At 38.9% G+C, this 19,711-nt stretch carries 15 protein-coding genes; 13 read left to right on the top strand and 2 right to left on the bottom strand.

The features are described from left to right. The first annotated feature begins 25 nt into the window (after positions 1–25). The 9 genes from B3600_RS05440 to B3600_RS05400 all read left to right on the top strand — a co-directional run bounded on the left by B3600_RS05440 (position 26) and on the right by B3600_RS05400 (position 11,059). A complete protein-coding gene (locus B3600_RS05440; protein ID WP_028072584.1) occupies positions 26–247 on the top strand; it encodes a DUF2795 domain-containing protein in 222 nt (73 codons plus the stop codon). Positions 248–398: 151 nt separating this feature from the next. Continuing rightward, on the top strand, positions 399–866 hold the full coding sequence (locus B3600_RS05435; RefSeq protein ID WP_146752998.1) for a hypothetical protein: 468 nt from the start codon (positions 399–401) through the stop codon (positions 864–866). Between the two features lie 360 nt (positions 867–1,226). After that, entirely contained in the window at positions 1,227–2,216 is a 990-nt protein-coding gene (gene trpD, locus B3600_RS05430) for an anthranilate phosphoribosyltransferase (RefSeq protein ID WP_070562080.1), read from the top strand. A gap of 1 nt (position 2,217) precedes the next feature. After that, positions 2,218–2,844 carry a phosphoribosylanthranilate isomerase gene (locus B3600_RS05425; protein ID WP_112373782.1) on the top strand — a complete coding sequence of 209 codons (627 nt, stop codon included), beginning with the start codon at positions 2,218–2,220 and terminating at the stop codon, positions 2,842–2,844. Next, complete coding sequence (gene trpB, locus B3600_RS05420; protein ID WP_070562076.1) at positions 2,841–4,025, top strand: tryptophan synthase subunit beta; 1,185 nt, start codon at positions 2,841–2,843, stop codon at positions 4,023–4,025. Before B3600_RS05425 ends, trpB begins: the two co-directional genes overlap by 4 nt. 3 nt (positions 4,026–4,028) lie before the next feature. Beyond that, positions 4,029–4,790, top strand: a complete 762-nt coding sequence (gene trpA, locus B3600_RS05415; RefSeq protein ID WP_286752336.1) for a tryptophan synthase subunit alpha — start codon at positions 4,029–4,031, stop codon at positions 4,788–4,790. Positions 4,791–4,974: 184 nt separating this feature from the next. Next, a complete protein-coding gene (locus B3600_RS05410) occupies positions 4,975–7,440 on the top strand; it encodes a phosphocholine-specific phospholipase C (protein WP_286752335.1) in 2,466 nt (821 codons plus the stop codon). A gap of 170 nt (positions 7,441–7,610) precedes the next feature. After that, positions 7,611–8,210, top strand: a complete 600-nt coding sequence (locus tag B3600_RS05405) for an HYC_CC_PP family protein (protein ID WP_201639734.1) — start codon at positions 7,611–7,613, stop codon at positions 8,208–8,210. 263 nt (positions 8,211–8,473) lie between these two features. Continuing rightward, positions 8,474–11,059, top strand: coding sequence for a TonB-dependent receptor domain-containing protein (locus tag B3600_RS05400; protein WP_286752334.1), 2,586 nt, complete (start codon positions 8,474–8,476; stop codon positions 11,057–11,059). A gap of 55 nt (positions 11,060–11,114) precedes the next feature. Here B3600_RS05400 and B3600_RS05395 read toward each other — a convergent pair whose 3' ends face one another. Both B3600_RS05395 and B3600_RS05390 read right to left on the bottom strand, forming a co-directional pair. Further along, on the bottom strand, positions 11,115–11,693 hold the full coding sequence (locus B3600_RS05395; protein WP_112373787.1) for a Maf family protein: 579 nt from the start codon (positions 11,691–11,693) through the stop codon (positions 11,115–11,117). Positions 11,694–11,695: 2 nt separating this feature from the next. Next, positions 11,696–12,214: a KdsC family phosphatase gene (locus B3600_RS05390; RefSeq protein ID WP_070562067.1), complete on the bottom strand. Its 519-nt coding sequence runs from the start codon at positions 12,212–12,214 to the stop codon at positions 11,696–11,698. Between the two features lie 917 nt (positions 12,215–13,131). Here B3600_RS05390 and B3600_RS05385 point away from each other — a divergent pair. Genes B3600_RS05385 through B3600_RS05370 form a run of 4 tightly spaced genes read left to right on the top strand, consistent with a single transcriptional unit; the run spans position 13,132 to position 19,575 of the window. Then, positions 13,132–16,557, top strand: a complete 3,426-nt coding sequence (locus tag B3600_RS05385) for a hybrid sensor histidine kinase/response regulator (RefSeq protein WP_286752333.1) — start codon at positions 13,132–13,134, stop codon at positions 16,555–16,557. Continuing rightward, positions 16,545–17,384, top strand: coding sequence for a CheR family methyltransferase (locus tag B3600_RS05380; RefSeq protein ID WP_236560115.1), 840 nt, complete (start codon positions 16,545–16,547; stop codon positions 17,382–17,384). Before B3600_RS05385 ends, B3600_RS05380 begins: the two co-directional genes overlap by 13 nt. A gap of 6 nt (positions 17,385–17,390) precedes the next feature. After that, positions 17,391–17,951 carry a chemotaxis protein CheB gene (locus B3600_RS05375; protein WP_070562064.1) on the top strand — a complete coding sequence of 187 codons (561 nt, stop codon included), beginning with the start codon at positions 17,391–17,393 and terminating at the stop codon, positions 17,949–17,951. 22 nt (positions 17,952–17,973) lie between these two features. Beyond that, positions 17,974–19,575: a response regulator gene (locus B3600_RS05370; protein WP_070562062.1), complete on the top strand. Its 1,602-nt coding sequence runs from the start codon at positions 17,974–17,976 to the stop codon at positions 19,573–19,575. The last annotated feature ends 136 nt before the right edge of the window (positions 19,576–19,711 follow it).

Here is a 19,711-nt window from a genome sequence, read left to right as displayed (position 1 = left end):
AATAGAGAACTTAAATTGTTTTTATATGTATTGGACATTAGAATTAGCTTCGCATCTAGAAGATGCACCATGGCCAGCAACAAAAGATGAATTAATCGATTACGCTATTCGTTCGGGTGCACCTGTTGAGGTGATTGAAAACTTACAATCTCTTGAGGACGATGGTGAGCCATATGAAAATATCGAAGAAATTTGGCCCGACTATCCAACAAAAGACGATTTCTTCTTCAATGAAGATGAATACTAAAAAATAAAAAACGCCTTTTTAATAAAGGCGTTTTTTATTGAAAACATCCCCCTCTTTTCGGAGACACCTCAGTATGGTGTATACCGATTAGCTCCCGAGTTTTTTTATTCCCTGGTTTTAATCCATTTAGATGAAGCTAAGTCTTACAGATATGAAGATAAAATTAAAGCTATTGTTGTTCCTATTGATTAGCTGTATGGTCAGCCAAAGCTTATTTGCTCAGGAACAACAAACATCCAATGAATATATTGTTGTTTTAAAAAGGTTTGTCCAACGTTTACATGATCCTAGTCTAGCTACTGATATTATACTAAGTCAAGATCTAATCACATCAAAAAAACTAAACGAAGACCTGCAAGAATACTTATTGGCAAGCATCGATGAAATCAGGATAAATGTACAGAGCAAAAATATCAACCAACTGGAATATCTTAGCTTTGCTCAAGCGGGAAGAAAAGAAACAAGTGATATCGATCTCGAAGGTATTGATCCACAACAAGTCTACTTTGTCAAATACCTCAAGCGTTTTGTATTTGCTGCCGTTATTCGTGATAGAAAAATAGCTTCTTTTACATTAGTCTCTAAAGGTAACAATAAGGCCCATTTTGTATTCTATTAATTTTCATCTTGTTTTCATCGCCCCATTTTATCAGATACCTGCTCTTATAACCCTTAAATATCACGCTCAGGCTTACATAAATGCGCGCTTATCAGGTTTTATTTTACAGCATATTTGTGAGCAATATTAAGCCAATGATGCTTTCTTAAAAATTTTTCAATAAAAACACTTGCATTTTATAATTCTATCAACCATATTTGTATTAATAAAAACAACAATGATAACAACTGTCTCAAATAAAGCTTGGTGGTGGCACAACGAATAACGTTGTGGCAAATTCCTATTGCATTATTTGATTAATACGTCAAGATATGATGGGCTTGCCTAAATAAGGTAAGCCCTTTTTTTATTTAAATTACCATGAAAGAAATTTTAGCGCATTTATTTGAATACAAGACATTTTCTCGGCAAGAGGCCTACGAGATTCTAACCAACATTGCCATGGGCAAATATGACAGCCACCAAATTGCGGCATTTATGACCGCTTATGGTATGCGCAGCATTCGCGTTGAAGAGCTTGGAGGGTTTAGGGATGCGATGTATGATTTATGTCTCAAACTGGATTTTGATGGTTATGATTTAATTGACCTTTGCGGTACAGGTGGGGATGGTAAAAATACCTTTAATATCTCGACAATAGCATCTTTTATCACAGCTGGGGCTGGTTACCATGTCGCAAAACACGGTAATATCGGGGTATCTTCGAGCTGTGGTTCTTCCAATGTCATGGAATATTTAGGCTATCAATTCAGCAACGATAAGGCTGAACTACAACGCCAGCTTGATGAAGCCAACATCTGTTTTCTCCATGCACCATTGTTTCACCCTGCAATGAAAACTGTTGCCCCGATACGTCGTGCATTGGGTGTTAAGACTTTCTTTAACATGCTAGGGCCATTGACAAATCCTTCCAATCCTAGATTTCAGTCTGTTGGTGTATTTAGTTTAGAATTGGCAAGACTGTATGGTTATTTATACCAAAACACCAACAAACAATATTCCATTATTCATGCTTTGGACGGTTATGACGAGATATCCATGACCGGTGATTTTAAGTTAATCAACAACCAAGGGGAAAATTACTACAACATGGAAGAGCTTGGTTTCACCCCAGTCTCAGCCCAGGAGCTGACAGGAGGTGAAACGATAGCGGATGCCGCCCACACATTCTTATCGATATTGAACAATCAGGGTACAGATGTGCAGAACAATGTTGTTTTGACCAATGCCGCATTTGCGATCAAGACCTTTAACCCCGAAAAATCTTTTGGCGACTGTTTTTATGAAGCAGAAGGTTCATTGATGGGAGGTAAAGCTTTACGAAGTTTCCAAAAACTAATCAAAAAATAAAATGGCGGTCAAAGTAAAAGTCTGTGGTATGAAATATCCCGACAATATAACCGCTGTAGCTTCCTTGGGCATCGATTATATGGGATTTATATTTTATGATCAATCCAAACGTTATGTTGGTCAAAGCTCCTCCGCATACATTAAGGAGCTTGACGGTCTAAGCAAAGTCGGCGTTTTCGTCAATGCTAGCCTCTCAGCAATTCTAGATAAAATAACTGAATTCCAACTAAATGTAATTCAATTGCATGGCGATGAATCTGTCGAATTCTGTCTTGAATTGAAAGAAAAATCAGGGGTTATCATCTTGAAAGCCTTCGGAGTTGATCAAAACTTTGACTGGATACAGCTTGATCCTTACGCTAAAGTTGTGGACTACTTTTTATTTGATACCAAAAGTAGTTCCTATGGTGGTACAGGAGTACAATTTGACTGGTCCCTATTGGACCAATACAAACTTACTACCCCCTATTTTCTCAGCGGTGGTTTAGATCCCGAAAATATCAAAACAGCGCTAGAAAGAAATGATCCACGACTATATGCCCTGGATTTAAATTCAAAATTTGAAGTAGAACCCGGCTTAAAAGATATTGCGCTATTAAGCCACAGTATAAATACAATTAAAAAATGAGTATATATCAAGTCAATGAAAAAGGATATTATGGTCCCTTTGGAGGAGCCTATATCCCTGAGATGCTCTATCCAAATGTGAAAGAGCTACGTGAAGAATATCTCAAAATTATCGAAGAAGAGAGCTTTCAGGAGGAATTTAACCAACTGCTCAGCGATTATGTCGGACGTCCTTCTCCATTATATCATGCCAAGCGTCTATCTGAAAAATATGGAACTACGATTTACTTAAAACGGGAGGATCTTAACCATACCGGAGCGCATAAAATCAACAATACCATTGGCCAAATTCTATTAGCGGAACGCCTGGGCAAAAAGCGCATCATTGCGGAGACAGGCGCAGGACAGCATGGCGTAGCCACAGCGACCGTCTGTGCACTCAAAGGTATACAATGTGCAGTGTACATGGGAGAAGTTGATATTCAACGTCAGGCTCCAAATGTAGCACGGATGAAAATGATGGGTGCCGAAGTTATTCCGGCAACATCAGGGTCCAAAACGCTAAAGGATGCTACCAATGAAGCTTTGCGAGATTGGATCAACAATCCTGTCGACACCCATTATATCATTGGGTCTGTTGTGGGACCACATCCTTATCCCGATATGGTTGCTCGCTTTCAGTCTATTATTTCTGCCGAAACGAAAAAACAGCTCTTGACAAAAACAGGAAGAGAAAATCCAGATATTGTATTGGCCTGTGTCGGTGGAGGCTCCAATGCGGCAGGTATGTTCTATCATTACCTCGATGAAGAATCGGTTCAATTGTATGCCGTAGAGGCCGCTGGCCACGGTGTTGATTCAGGCGAATCCGCTGCTACAACAGCATTAGGAAAAGAGGGAGTTTTACATGGAAGCCGATCTATACTTATGCAAACAGCGGATGGCCAGGTCATCGAACCTTACTCCATATCGGCGGGACTCGATTATCCCGGTATTGGCCCCCAACACGCTTGGTTATTCAAATCCGGTAGAGGTAACTATGTCAGCGTAACTGACGACGAAGCGATGCGTGCAGGTCTTGAGCTTACGCGATTAGAAGGTATCATACCGGCTATTGAGAGTTCTCATGCGCTGGCTTATCTGGAAAAAATACCTTTTAAAGGCGATGAGACTGTCGTTGTCTGTCTTTCTGGACGTGGTGACAAGGATCTAGATAATTATATGAAATACTTTGATTTTTAAGGCATGAATACAATTGAGAAAAAAGAAGGTACCCCCCTTTTATCGATATATTTTACAGCTGGGTATCCAACATTGGACAGCACAATCCATATTGCAAAGAAATTGGAAGATGCCGGCGCGGACTTTCTGGAAATCGGTTTCCCTTATTCCGATCCAGTGGCAGATGGACCTGTCATTCAGCACAGTTCTGAAATTGCCTTGGCAAATGGTATGACTGTAGAAAAGTTATTTAATCAGTTGAATGACCTGCGTAAGCATGTCAGTATCCCCGTATTTTTGATGGGCTACTTTAATCCTGTACTTCAATTTGGTGTGGAAAGATTCTGTGAAGCATGTAAAAATGTAGGCATTAATGGTATCATTATACCCGACCTACCAATGGATGAATACGAAGAACTTTACAAAGAGACGTTCGAGAAAAATGGGATCGCCAATATATTCATCGTAACACCGCAGACTTCTGAAGAACGCGTCAGAAAAATAGACAGCCTTTCTAGGAGCTTTATTTATTTACTTTCTTCCAATGCAACGACGGGTAAAACACTTGATGTTGGAGACGATACAGCAGCTTACTTTAAGCGGATACATGATCTCCAATTAAAAAATCCATTGATCGTTGGCTTCGGTATCTCCGATAAACCGACCTTTCAAAAAGCAAGTAAGCATACGGCGGGTGCCATTATAGGTACTGCATTTGTAAAACGGTTAAAAGAACCGGATTATCTCGACCAAATCCCAGCATTTATCTCGTCTATCAAAGCTTAACCTACAGGCTAAAAATTAGCAAAGCATTATTTTTTTAATAAGAGTTCGATCTAAAGTCTTTTTTCTTGGATCGAACTCTTATTTTTAAGACGGTTTTTGAAAATGTATTTTTTCAAAGAGAATATCTTTGCTGCCTTAATTAACCAAGCAATAGGCGGCCCGTCAAATCTATACTGATATAACCATGGATACACGAAGAGATTTTTTAAAGAAAGCGGCTATGCTTGCCGGGGGAGCATCTCTCTCCCATGTTATTCCATCCGCTATTGCGAAGGCGATGGCTATTAATCCAGCATTGGGCAGCACCTTTTATGATGCCGAGCACGTCGTTTTATTAATGCAGGAAAACCGTTCATTTGATCATGCCTTTGGAACACTACGTGGTGTAAGAGGCTTCAATGACCCAAGAGCTATCCGTCAACCCAATCGAAATAAAGTATGGTTTCAGACGCAAAAATCCGGAGAAACATTTGCCCCCTTCCGATTGGATATCAAAGATTCAAAAGTTACCTGGATGGGCTGTCTTCCGCACAACTGGACCGATCAAACCGACGCAAGGAATAAGGGTAAAATGAACAGATGGTTGGATGTAAAACATTCTGGATTTAAAGAATTTGCCGATCTACCGTTGACTATGGGACATTATACCCGTGAAGACATTCCTTTTTACTACTCTCTGGCAGACTCTTTCACAATCTGTGACCAACACTTTTGTTCGAGCATCACCGGCACGAATCCAAACCGGCTTTATTTCTGGACGGCCAATATCCGGGAAAATCTGACAGGAAAAGCCTTAGTTTGGAATGGAGACTCCGAGTTTAGCGGGAAAGCAACATGGACCACTTTTCCTGAACGCCTTTCGGAATTAGGCGTAGACTGGAAAATCTATCAAAATGAAATTTCTTCAAGCAGTGCTGGTTATAGTGGAGAGGCAAACAGCTGGCTCGCCAATTTTGGTTGTAATCCGATGGAGTACTTCCCCCAATATCAGGTCAAATATCATCCCCGCTATCGCCAGCTCCTGACTCTAAAAAAAGAAGATCTCGAGCGCAAAATTAGCGAAACACCAGCTGCCGAAGCACTTGAAGATTTAAAGAAAAATCTCAAGCATATTCAAGAAGAATTACAGCGATATACAGCCGATAACTTTGAAAAGCTCGACGAGCGGACAAAAGATATTCATCGCCGTGCCTTTGTTAACAACAGTGCGCAGCAAGATTATATGGAATTGGAAACAATGCATTATCAAGAAGGGGGGCAACAGCGCGAGTTACAGATCCCTAAAGGAGATGTCCTGTATCAATTCCGAAAAGATGTTGAGGAGGGTAAACTTCCAACCGTATCTTGGTTAGCTCCGCCCCAGCTTTTTTCTGACCACCCCGATTCTCCTTGGTTCGGCGCATGGTATGTCAGCGAAATTATGGACATTCTCACCCAAAATCCAGAAGTTTGGAAAAAGACAATTTTTATACTTACTTATGATGAGAATGATGGGTATTTCGATCACTTTGCACCCTTTACAGCACCAAACCCTGATGATACAGAAAGTGGAAAAGTATCCGAGGGAATAAACCCTGCATTGGAATTTGTACGCCGCGATGAGCAATATTATCCTGAAAGCGGAAGAGAAAGCAATATCGGTCTTGGCTATCGTGTACCGATGATTATTGCTTCTCCGTGGACCAGAGGCGGTTGGGTCAATTCACAAGTGTTTGACCATACCTCCAGTTTACAATTCCTGGAGAAGTTTATTAATCACAAAATCAATAAAAATATAAAAGAAACCAACATCAGCACTTGGCGGCGTACTGTATGTGGAGACTTAACTTCGGCATTTAGACCCTATCATGGCGAAACCATGAACAAACCTATTGTGCTGGAGCGGGAACCTTTTATCCAAGAGATTCACCAAGCCAAGTTCAAAGGTCTTCCCATGGGGTTCAAAGCGCTTAGCGCAATGGAGATCAAACAAATAGAGCAAGACCCCGGCAGTTCACCCTATTTCCCAAAACAAGAAAAAGGGCTTCGGGATTCATGTATCCTTCCTTATGAACTTTATGTGCATGGCGAATACCAATCCAAAGGGGATTACCTGGTCACATTTGAGGCTTCAGATAAAATTTTTGGCAAACAGGCCGCAGGCGCACCATTTACAGTTTACCATGCTGCTAGCTACAAAGGAGAAGTTGGAACCTCCAGAAATTATGCGGTTGCTCCAGGAGATCATGTAACAGACCATTGGCCGCTAGATGCCTTCGACAAAAGAATGTACCACCTCGAAATCCATGGTCCAAACGGATTTTATCGGGAATTTAAAGGCGACGCGGATAATCCACATGTAAAGATCCGCTGTACGTATGAAAAAAGTAAAAATGAAGCAGCATTTACTGGCCGTTTGTCTTTCTCCTGTACAAACAATGGAAAAACAACCGAGCAACTTATTTTTGAGGATCTCAGCTATGGAAAGGAAAAAAGAAGTTTGCAACTTAAAGGTGGACAATCCATCACGATACATTTTGAATTGGCTAAACAAAACTTTTGGTACGACTTCAGCCTTACTTGCAATGGTTTTCTAAACTTCGAAGAACGATATGCAGGTCGTGTAGAGATTGGAAATGCCGGAAAAAGTGACCCTTTATTAAGCCGATAAACAACACGAATGGGAGCATCAAGAAAATGTTCCCATTCTTATAAAATCTTCCTTGAGTAGTCAAATTTAAGGGACTAAACTACATAGGCTGTTTCCCTGTAAAGTGCTCCTAAAAAACACCGAACATACTGTACTATTCCTGTATACGACGAGCCAGATGGTAAAATCCCTTGTACAATAGAATTGCCCCAACAATCAAAAAGATAGCTAGCAAATACGAGCTGACCGGATTGATAAATAATAAATTCATAACTTTGGTAAATTTTAGTTTTTCATTTGTTACTACAAGTTATAACATTTATCCAAAATATTACAAAAAAAAATTACATATTTTCTTTATTTTTGCTTCGATGAAGAAAATTGCACTATTAATCGGCCTATTTTTCTATTTGCTCGCAGCAAGTGGTGCCTCAGTGCATCTTCATTTTTGCCAAGGGGAAACACAAAGTGTATCGTTATCGGAAAGCCATAATATGGCCTGCCCTCTGTGTGCCAAGTCTGCAAAAAAACAGCAGAAACACTGTCATGAAACAGGAAGCTGTAAAGATGTTAAGATCGAAGCACAAAAGGTCGATAAATTCAGCAGAGTAACACAAAATCTTGATTTCAACCATTTTTCTCCTGCAATAATTACGCTTCATTGGATACTTAATTATTATCATTTCGCTGGGGAGGAAGACGATTTTTCTAAACTAACGTATACCGATTTTGCGAGTTACAATAGACAGAGCTCTCCTGTTTTTATTCTCAATCAAAATTTTAGAATTTAATATCACCTCTTTTCACTGAACGCAGTTCATTTTCTTGAATTGATCGAAGTCCACTATAGTTTTTATATCTCGCGAGAATAGCAGACTGTTATTCCCAACATTCATCTTTTCGTAGCTTATCACGGAACAAAAAAGTGGATTTTAAATAATTCAGCAAAAAAATTGTAGAACTGAAAAAAATAAATCCGTACCCCTTGCATGTGGTTGCGCGATATCATGAAGGTAAAATTAAATGCTAGTTGAAGCGAATACTCTTAATTAAAATGATGAATCAAATTTTCAAAAAAATATATACAACGACCATTCTATCCTTATTTTTTCTGGCATTTGTACAGGCACAGATCGACAGTACCCGCACACTTACAGTGGCTGGAAATTGCGCTATGTGTAAAAAACGTATTGAAACGGCCGCAAAAATGCATGGCGTAGAAACGGCCGTTTGGAATGCAGGAGACAACCTATTGCAAATCAAATATAACCCCCAAAAAGTTCAGTTGGAGGCAATCAAGAAAAATATTGCTCAGGTTGGTCATGATGTTGACAACCTGGTGGCCACTGATGAATCCTATGCTAAACTCCATGAATGCTGTATGTATCCGCGACTGGAAAATGGCAAAGTACCCGAAAAGAAAGCGGTGACAACCGATAACCATAATCATCCACATACCGTTACCGGTGTTGTTGTTGAAGAAAATGAAAAGGGGGATCTTAAACCCATCATTGGCGCCAATTTACACTGGGCCAACCTTCCAACCAAAAACACAAGGACAAACGAAAATGGTGTATTTAAATTGGACCACAAAGAAGGGTTCAACAAATTGGTTGTAAGTTATGTAGGGATGAAATCTGACACCATCACCATCAAAGATCTGCATGAAGTCATTATGATTACAGCGAAGGGTAATGTGTTGATGGAAGTCGAGGTTAAAGGAACACGACGCTCAAATTATATTGACCGTATGACACCTGCACGACTAGAAGTTCTTACCGGAAAAGAGTTATTCAAAGCGGCTTGCTGTGATTTAAGCGAAAGCTTTGAAACCAACGCCTCCGTCGATGTCGTCAGTGCTGATGCAGTAACAGGCAGTAAACAGATTCAAATGCTAGGCCTTAGCGGTATTTATACCCAATTAACCGTTGAAAATTTACCTGGGCCACGTGGGCTCGCTTCTCCTTTAGGTTTAAATTCTATTGCAGGGACATGGATTGAATCAATTCAAATTGCGAAAGGTATCGGTTCCGTAGCCAACGGTTTCGAAAACATGGCCGGACAGATCAATGTCGAATTGAAGAAACCTCAAAATTCAGAAAGATTGTTTTTTAATGCCTATGCGAACAACATGGGACGTACAGATGTCAACTTAAATCTTTCACAAAAAATTGGTCAGCATTGGTCCACTGCAGTGCTCCTGCATGACAATTTCATGTACAATAAATCCATGAACTTTAGTCACAATGGATTTAGAGATATACCCGTTGGCAATCTATTCTCTGGTGTCAACCGCTGGTTTTATGAAAATGGAAAAGGGCTTATGGTACAATTTGGGGTTAAATATCTCAATGACGACCGTACAGGCGGACAGATTGATTTTAACAAAAAGACAGATAAGGGTACGACAAATCGCTATGGTTTGGGATTTGATATCGAACGCGTAGAAGGTTTTGCTAAAATTGGTTATGTGTTCCCCGAAAATAAGCACCGCAGCATAGGTCTCCAGCTTGCAGGATCAAACTACAATCAAAAAAGCTATTTTGGGCTCAATAACTACGATTCGGAGCAACAAAATGGATATGCTAATCTCTTATTTCAAGATATTATCGGGACAGTCGCCCACAAGTATCGCGTTGGTGCCTCCATTAATTATGACAATTACAATGAGTGGTATTTAAAAGATCAAAACTTCAAAAGGAAAGAAGTGGTTTCGGGAGCATTTGCAGAATATACCTATAGTCCATCAGAAAAATTTGATGCCATTATTGGTCTTCGCCAAGACTACAACTCCCTGTATGGATGGTTTACAACACCACGCATCCATTTACGTTATGCCCCGCTTTCGGGAACAACAGTTCGAGCTAGCTCAGGAAGAGGTCAACGTACTGCAAATATATTTGCGGAGAACACGGCAGTATTGGCTAGTAGCAGAAAATTGGTTATCCAATCGCCTAATATATACGATAAGGCTTATGGCCTACAACCTGAAATCTCCTGGAATAGCGGAATAGCGATAGACCAAAGTATGCGGATCTTCGGACGTGAGGCTTCGGCATCAGTTGAATTTTTCCATAACAGCTTCTCTAATCAGGTCGTGGTCGATTACGAAAATCCCCGAGAGATCAATTTTTATAATTTGAATGGAAAATCTTTCTCCAATAGTTTGCAAACAGAATTTCGCTTGATGCCAGCACCACATTTTGAAACGAGGTTGGCCTATCGCTTACTTGATGTTCAAACTGATTTTGAAAGTGGCAGAAAGACCAAACCGCTATTGTCCAAACACCGTGGTTTTGTCAACCTGGCATATAATCACCATTCTGGCTGGAGTGTAGATTATACATTGAATGTCGTTGGACAAAAACGCATTCCATCAACAGCAGAGAACCCCGTTGAATATCAAATGCCTACAGCATCCAAGGCTTATGCGACAATGAATGCGCAGATTAGCAAAACTTTTGGGAAAGAGAAAAACTTCACCGTGTATGTGGGCGGAGAAAATCTGTCTAATTATTTCCAAAATATGCCAATCCTTGCCGCGGATCAACCCTTTGGAAACTATTTTGATACGTCAATGCTTTGGGGTCCTTTAACAGGACGCATGTTCTACACCGGCGTTCGTTATTTCATCAAATAACAGGTAAGCTAAAAAAAATCAAAGAGTAATAAAAAAGCGGCAAAAGCCGCTTTTTTTACATTAACTTTTTCAATTCTTGATAAAGCTTTGCTGTGGGTAATCCGACCACATTATTGTATTCCCCTTCTATCTTTTTTATGGCGATTAAGCCGATCCATTCCTGTATTCCATAAGAACCTGCTTTATCTAGTGGCGAAAATTGAGTAACATAATGATCGATTTCATCCAACTCTAGTTCGTAAAAATAAACAGTTGTCGTCTCGACAAAAGTGCTCATCTTACCCTCCCATGAGATCGCTACAGCAGTCAGCACCACATGTTTCTGACCAGACAAGTTTGTTAGCGTTTCTCTGGCTTCCTGTTCATCTTTGGGCTTACCTAAGATTTCGCCCTTATCCGATACCACAATAGTATCGGCACAGATAACCAAACAATCTTTTTTATCCGCAAATGCTTCCGCTTTACAAATAGCAATTTGACGAACGACCTCAGCTGCAGACAAATTCGGATCCACATATTCTGCCGTTTCCCGTACGTCGACTTCAAATGTCAGTCCAAGCCCTGCTAACAGCTGCTTTCTCCGTGGAGACTGAGACCCTAATATAATTGTTCTATTTTTTAGATTTTTCAACATCCCTATATGCTTTTTACCGTTTCATCCTCATACCAGTTGCCTTGTACTTTCATTACCTTTTCGATCAATTCACGTACAACTCCCTTTCCGCCACAAAAACCAGACACATAATGTGAAATTTTCTTGATCTCTTCTACTGCATCTGCCGGAGAAACAGCTATCCCAACGGACTTCATGCAGCTAAGATCAGGGATATCGTCGCCGATGTACATCAATTGATTTAATTCAAGCTTGTAATCACAAGCAAGTTCTTTCATTTTAGAAAGCTTGTCCGTAACTTTTGAATAGACTTCTTTGATCCCCAAACCTTTCATCCGCTGCTCGACGCCCTTCGAACCTCCACCTGTGATAATAAAAATCGGATAACCTTTCTTGATCGCCAACTGCATGGCATAGCCATCTTTTATATGAAATGTACGTAACTGATGCCCTTCTTCATTAACTTGCACAGTACCATCAGTCAGCACACCATCTACATCCAATACAAATGCTTTTATCGATTTAAATTCAGTCAATACCATAAATATATTTTTTGTAAAAGTAAGGCATTTCGAGTAATAATTCGCGAAGCGATACTGATCTAATTGACAACACTGTCAGATAATTATTCAGATAAGCCAAAATATCATTTGTGTGTCACAACATAGTTGTATTAGCAACTTATTCTTAAAAATATTTGGATGCTACGGTATATTTACCGTATCTTTGTAGAAGATAATTAAAGGTTATCTCGCTATGAAACACTAACAGCAAGCAGTCAGAAGAGTTATTGACTTAAAGTTTGCATAAGATTTAAAAAACAATCATTTTTAGTTTTCACGGCACAACACGGCAACTAATTTAGTTTAGAAGCCCTTAAAAAGTCTTTTCATAATTTAGGTTTATAATTGGTTAGTAACGAACCCTGGTGCCCATCATCAGGGTTTTGTTTTTATAAGTATTTTTTCTTCTTCTATTTTATAGATTCTACTATTTGATGATTATCATATCTTATTATCAATAATCGAAATAACAATCGGTTTGACAGACCTTCATATCACTTTAAAGCTTACTACAGTTTTCCATCTATTATTATACAGTGATCAGTCACTCAATATTCAGTTCATACTGAGTAATCACTGAACAAGCACTGAACAATCACTGAACAAATACTGTTGAAAGATCAAACCTGATCACTACTTGCCCCCAATGTGCTGCGACTAAGAATGAAAAGACAAAAAAATGGTCTAAGTTACGCTTACGCAATAAAAAGTCGATGTTGTGCGCAAATAGATTATATTGGTGGGGATCCTTGACTGCTGTATAGGTTTGTTTCTATGCTGACTTTTGATTATTTTAGGAATAGCAAGTTTTTTTGTTATTTTACATATATCTTTTTCCCCAGGTACCATCGAAACACAATACCTACAGAAAAGTAAAACGATAAACTCATTCTCACATGGATCGAAAAAATTATAGAAAGCAAATTACCATTGGAGTGATCATTTCTTTTTCACTTATCTTCCTTTCAGCCCTATATTTTTTCATATCGCTGCATCATAACTTAAATAACGAGCGAAGTATTGTTCGTGTCGCCGAAAATAGATTCAATATCATTAATGAAATCAAATCAAGTGTAGACGAGGTAAATGACATCAAACTTGATTACCTGAATAAGAAAGACGCTTCACTATTTATTCCTTATAAAATGGAATTAAAAAAAATGGATGAACTGTTACGATCTTTAAGTCTAAAAGATGATTTCTATCATGTTCAGCCAAACAGCACTGAAAACATCCGAAAGGATATTGTTGCATTTTACGACTTTGAGCAGGATATTGATAACACGAAGGAAACACAATCCATATCCCATAATATTCACGAGCGAAAAGCCTCGATATTAAATCAGATCGATCTCATGTCGAGAGACTTATTGGATCAAAGGGCAAGACTCTTAGAAAGATCTAGAAATGAACTACAACTGGCCCAGTACATTACTTACCTTTTCATCGCCATTGGCTTAAGTGGATTTTTCTATATTCTCGCCAAAATTTCCTCGATCTCTAGATTTCTGAGGTCTACAGTGAAAAGTCAGCAAGAATCCAACAACCGCCTCCAACTATTGCAAGACCAGACCAACAGTGATAACTGGATTTTGAATGCTATTAATGGCATCGACGAACAATTACGCGGTGACTATACAGACAAGAAAATTGCCGAAATAAGCCTACATGCTATTGCTTACACGACAAAAGCTTTAGGTGGGACTATTTATATTTTCGATGATAACTATCAGGAGTATCAGCTTTGCCACAAAATTGGCATTTCCTCCACACAGTTTATCAAACGAACGTTTAAGGAAAACGATGGTATTTTGGGCGAAGTCGCAAACAATCATGAAGTCGTTAAAATAAAGGACGTCGACCACAAGCATCTTATCTTAGAAACCTCATTATCCGACCGCTTAGAAACTGAGATTTATATTGTACCCTTCTCTTATGAAAACCAGTGTGTCGGTATCATGGAAATTTGTTGCCCAATTATTAATGCGAAGGACGAGCAACTGCGATTTAACTTCTTGGATAAAGCAAAAGATAACATTGCCGTTATCATAAAAGTAGCCCAAACGCATGGAAAGCTTGCTGATCTTTATGAGGAACTTCAACAACAAACAGAGGAATTAGAGACTCAACAGGAGGAATTGAGAACAACGAATGAGGAGTTAATCCATAAGACACATTTGTTGGAGGCTTCTGAGGAAGAGCTTAGAGTACAGCAGGAAGAGCTTATCCAAACCAATAATGAGCTGGACGAGAAGGCCAAATTGCTCTTTGCACAAAATGAAGATCTGGAAAAAGCCCGTCAGGCCATAGCTCAAAAAATAGAGGAAGTAGAGCTGTCGAGCAAATATAAATCTGAATTTATGGCCAATATGAGCCATGAATTGCGGACACCACTCAATAGTATTCTCATTCTTGCCAAATTACTTCAGGATAACAAAAAGAAAAACCTCAGTGAAGACCAAATAAAGTATGCTTCTGTTATTCATAGTGCCGGCTCAGATCTCCTACATTTAATTAACGAATTGTTGGATCTGGCAAAAATTGAATCGGGGAAGGTTGAAGTCCAAAAAGAACGTATCAACACGTACGACCTTGTCAATTATATTAAAGATTTTTTCAGCGATACCGCAGCGTCGAAAGATATTCACTTCTTACTCGATGTCAATGTAAATGCACCGCAGGAATTCATTGGCGATGAACATCGTATACAACAAGTCCTCAAGAATTTATTATCGAATGCGTTCAAGTTTACGAGTGAAAAAGGCGAAGTTTCTTTAGGAATAATAGCTGAAGCAGAAAATCTTCTTTTTACGGTCAAAGATAACGGGATCGGGATCGCCCCTGAAAAACAAGAGCTTATCTTTGATGCTTTTAAACAGGAAGATGGCTCAACGAGCCGTAAATATGGTGGCACAGGTTTAGGCTTATCGATATGCCGCGAAATTGCTAGCTTATTAAAAGGGAAAATAATCTTATCCAGTAAAGTTGGTGAAGGTAGTATCTTCACCTTCAGTATCCCGCTAGAACAAGAAATTCAAGTTCCGAAAGTACCATCTATCGAAAAAGAAAGTAATCCGCCAACACAAATTCCGAAGGAAAATCCTATAGTCGAAAAAACAAAGTCAATCGACAACGATGGAAAACATAATAAACTGCTGATTATTGAAGACGATTTCATTTTTGCAGATATTCTAAAGGACTACGCCGAACAAAACGGCTACGATGTATACATCAGCTATGATGGGCAGGATGGGTTACAAAAAGCACAGAATTTACGCCCTGCCGCGATTATCCTAGATATTATGTTGCCTAAAATGGATGGCTGGGAAGTTCTTCGTAACCTCAAAAAAATCGACAGCACCAAGGAGATTCCTGTACACATGATGTCGGCAGGAACATTTTTACATGACGAACCTATTTCTGCCGGGGCTATCGGGTTTATGGCTAAACCTGTGTCAGAAGAATCTTTGGCTGAAACATTCTTAAAAATAAAAGCATCGACTAGTCATCCACTGAAAAAAATTCTGCTTGTGGAAGATCAGGAAATCCAAAGCGATTTTATCAAACAATCTTTGGAAGAACAGCACATTCAGATATTTCAGGCCTTCAATGCGAGACAGGCTCTCGATTTATTAGATCAAGAGAAATTGTTTGACTGCATCATTATGGACCTAAACCTTCCTGACAAATCGGGCATTGAACTCCTGAATGAAATCAAATCGAACGATCAATTTAGGGATTTACCTATTATCATCAATACAGCAATGGAACTCACGACAGAGCAGACTTCCGAAATTTTGCATCACAGCCAAGCGATGGTCCTTAAGTCAGCGAAATCAAATAATCGCCTGATTGATGAAGTTAATTTATTCTTAAATAAAATCCGCAGCAATAAGCGCGAATACAATATGTTCAATCACGCCGGAGCTTCTGTCATTGCTGAAAACAATTTAGCTTCCAAAACAGTACTACTAGCAGATGACGATATGCGAAATATATTTGCCCTTAGCACGGCGTTTGAAAGCTATGATATGAACATTGAAATTGCCAATAATGGTCAGGAGGCATTAGATATTCTTGAACGAAATGAACAGATTGACCTTGTCTTAATGGATATCATGATGCCCGTGATGGATGGTTATGAAGCTATTGAAAAAATAAGGGCAAACAAGAAATTTGCAAACCTTCCAATTATTGCTGTGACAGCGAAAGCCATGAAAGGTGATCGGGAAAAAACAATTGCTGTTGGTGCAAACGATTATATTAGTAAACCGGTTGATGTTGACAAATTAATATCCCTAATGCGCGTATGGCTGAGTTAACTGATAAAATAGTAGCAATGATCAATTTTGAAGAGTTAGAAGAAGTTATTGATATAGTCAAAAATCTCCACGGATATGATGTGTCCGGCTATACAAGAGCTTCTTTAAAAAGACGTGTGACTAGAATAATGGAACTTAACAAGCTCAATCTACAGGAGCTAAAGTCCAATTTGATCAATCAGCCCGGATTCAGCACCTATTTCCTACAGGAAATTACAGTCAATGTGACTGAAATGTTTAGGGATCCCGATTTTTATAAAGCTGTAAAAACGGATGTATTTCCCTATCTCGCAACTTATCCACATATCAAACTCTGGAGTGCAGGTTGTTCGACTGGCGAAGAAGTCTATTCGCTAGCCATCTTATTAGAAGAAGCAAATCTTTACCAACGGGCGTTTATCTATGGCACCGATATCAATGGCAAAGTGTTAGAAAAGGCAAAACGCGGTATTTATTCGCTTACGAAAGTTAAGGAATACTCGGAAAATTTTATTAAGACGGAACCGAAAAACTCATTGTCAGATTATTATACAGCGATGTACAACGCCGCTACCATTAATAATAGTCTTAAAAAAAATGTCCTTTTCTCCATACATAGTTTGGTATCCGATGGCGTTTTTAATGAATTTCAACTGATTACCTGCCGTAATGTATTGATCTATTTTGATACTGAATTGCAAAATAAAGTCCTGGATTTATTCTATCATTCACTTTGCCATCTGGGCTTCTTATGTTTGGGAGCAAAAGAATCTTTAATCAACTATAAAGATGCTGCTAAATTTAAGATCGTAAACAAAAAACAGAATATTTACCAAAAAATTGGGTAGTAGGTAATGGAAAGAAAAATTCTTTTATTAGCGGGGTCTGCAGGTGGGTTTAGTGTGATTCTAAATATTTTAAAGTCATTGGAACGGCCAATTCGCATACCCGTTATTGTCATCGTACACAGAAACCCTAAGTATGCTTCTAGTATTGAGGACACGCTATCTAAAGCACTTGTTCAAAAAATAAAAACTGCAGATGATAAGGAAGCGATAGAAAATGGAACGATCTATTTTGCCCCTGCAGGCTATCATCTTTTAGTTGAACCAGACTATAGCTTTTCTTTGGATATCTCAGAACCTGTTCAATATTCCAGACCATCAATTGATGTGACTTTTGAATCCGTAGCCGAAATATATAAAGAAAATTGTACAGCTATTTTATTCTCTGGGGCGAATCAGGATGGTGCACAAGGATTATTAATGATAAAACGATACGGCGGGAAGACATTTGTACAAGACCCTGTGACTGCTGAAGTTCCCATCATGCCCGAAGCAGCTATTCAACTCGATGCGCAGGAACGCATTTTGAGCATTCAAGAAATAAAGGACTACGTCAAACAGTTGACTTAAAATTGTATTTAGATTTGCTAAAATGAAGAAGGTAAATATATTGATTGTCGATGATAAAATTGAAAATATTATCAGTCTAACAGCATTACTGGAGGATATCGAAAATATAAATATAGTGACGAGCACAGATCCCAACGAAGCTTTAAAAATCTGTTGGAAAGAGGATATTGATTTAGCACTTGTTGACGTACAGATGCCCGAGATCAATGGTTTTGAATTTGTTTCCTTCCTAAAGAAGAATCCGAAAACAAACCATATTATCCCTATTATGGTAACAGCAATCTCAAAAGAAGACAAATACCTTATTCAGGGACTAAATAGTGGAGCTGTGGATTATTTATATAAACCGCTTAACCCGGAAGCAACCATCGCGAAAGTAAAATCTTTTGTCCAGCAATTACTGATACAGCAAGAAATTAAAGAGAAAAACATAGCCTTAGAAGAATCAAAACAGGCGATTCTCAAAGCTAAAGAAGAGGCCGATCTTGCTCGAAAATCCAAGGAAACCTTTTTGGCCAATATGAGCCATGAGATCCGTACCCCGATTAACGGTATTATGGGCATTACACAGATGCTAAAAAACTCGCAGCTCACGCTAGAGCAAGAAAATTGGATCAATAAATTGGATTCTGCCTCTCAAAATCTGTTGACTATTATCAACGACATACTCGACCTATCTAAAGTTGACTCGGGTATGATGAAACTTAATATGGAATCTACCTCTGTACATGATATTACGGATGATCTAAACAATCTCTTCATTGATAAAGCGGTCTACAAAGGCCTGGATTTTTCAATTGATGTGGACGATCGGATCACAAGTTATTTTCTAACCGATCCACTTCGATTAAAACAAATACTGACCAACTTTATCTCCAATAGTTTTAAATTCACCTCGGAAGGTTCTGTTGTATTAAAGATTCAACTCCTAGCAGAAGATAACCATAGCATTTGTTTAGGGTTTCAGGTAATAGACACAGGGATCGGCATTGTAGAAGACGCCCTGGAGAAAATATTTATTGCGTTTGAACAGGGAGAGGATAGTATCACCAAAAAGTTTGGCGGTACAGGACTAGGTCTTGCGATTGTAAAACGTATTGCTGCGCTGCTCAACGGTCGGGTTTTTGCTTCAAGTGAATACGGTAAAGGAAGTATATTTTCTTTTGAATGTACCTTTGACAAAATCAAAGACAAACCGGTAGAGAAAGAAACGCAGGTACTCTATACGGAATTACCCAAGTTCAACTTTCCGATGATTCTCATTGCTGAAGACAATGAATTAAACAGTTTTATGCTGGCAAATATCCTGAAGAGCTGGAATTGCGAGATCACTTTGGCGACCAATGGCCTCATTGCATTAGAAGAAATCAATAAGAAAAAAATTGATCTGGTGTTTATGGACGCCCATATGCCACTCATGAGTGGTTTTGAAGCGATCAAGGAAATACGTCGAAACACGAATCCGATAATCGCAAACATGCCGATTATTTCCATTTCAGCCTCTGTGCTTCAAGCCGAACAACAGGAAGCGCTCGATGCTGGAGCCAATGAAGTTGTCGGAAAGCCATTCGATCCTATCAAATTATATAAAACAATTGATACTTTATTGTCAAAATTGAAATGATAGTTTCAATTTATCAATGAAATCATTAATTTTAGAACATAAACAATATGTTTTGATGTTATTTCTCAAGAACGCACATCCAGAAAGGAATCAAGTTCGTCATAACTTCATCACTAAACCGCTAGAGGCTGCGGAA

The organism is Sphingobacterium sp. UBA2480, assembly GCF_002341965.1.
Classification (GTDB): Bacteria; Bacteroidota; Bacteroidia; order Sphingobacteriales; family Sphingobacteriaceae; genus Sphingobacterium; species Sphingobacterium multivorum.
Note: the sequence above shows the minus strand (reverse complement) of the source record. Positions and strands in the feature narration are given on the sequence as shown.